The organism is Stenotrophomonas sp. CASM106 (assembly GCF_049384825.1).
Classification (GTDB): Bacteria; Pseudomonadota; Gammaproteobacteria; order Xanthomonadales; family Xanthomonadaceae; genus Stenotrophomonas; species Stenotrophomonas muris.
In genome coordinates this window covers 1-434 of record NZ_JBMRFS010000064.1, presented here as the reverse complement: position 1 = coordinate 434, position 434 = coordinate 1, and the positions used below count along the sequence as shown (strand labels likewise).

Annotated in this window: 1 pseudogene; it reads left to right on the top strand. The window is 70.3% G+C overall.

The features are described 5' to 3' along the window. Window positions 1–434, top strand: a pseudogene (locus tag VG556_RS22550) (short-chain dehydrogenase); the annotation flags it as partial.

The following is a 434-nucleotide window of genomic DNA, read 5'->3' as shown; positions in this document are numbered from 1 at the left end:
CGTAAAGGCAGCACCGCGACGAAGACCGCTGCTGCCCCGGATCGCCCGCGCGTGGTGAAGACCGCAACCCGCAAGGCGGCCGCCAGCGATCCGCGGGCAGCGCGCGTCGCGGCCCGGCAGCGGCGCCTGCAGGACCAGGAAAAGGCCAAGGACGTGCGCGCGGCAAAGAAGGCAACAAAGAAGACCGCGACCCAGGCAGGCGCACGCCGTCAGCCGGAGGCGATGCCGGCGCAGCAGCTGGCCAAGCCAGGGCATGAACACGAACTGGAGCTGGCGCCGCGTTTCCTTGCACCGGACTACGCCGGCAGCGGCAAACTGCAGGGCATGCGCGCGATCATCACCGGTGGCGATTCCGGTATCGGCCGTGCGGTGGCGGTGCTGTTCGCACGCGAAGGCGCCGACGTGGCGGTACTGCACCTGGACGAGGCAGAGGA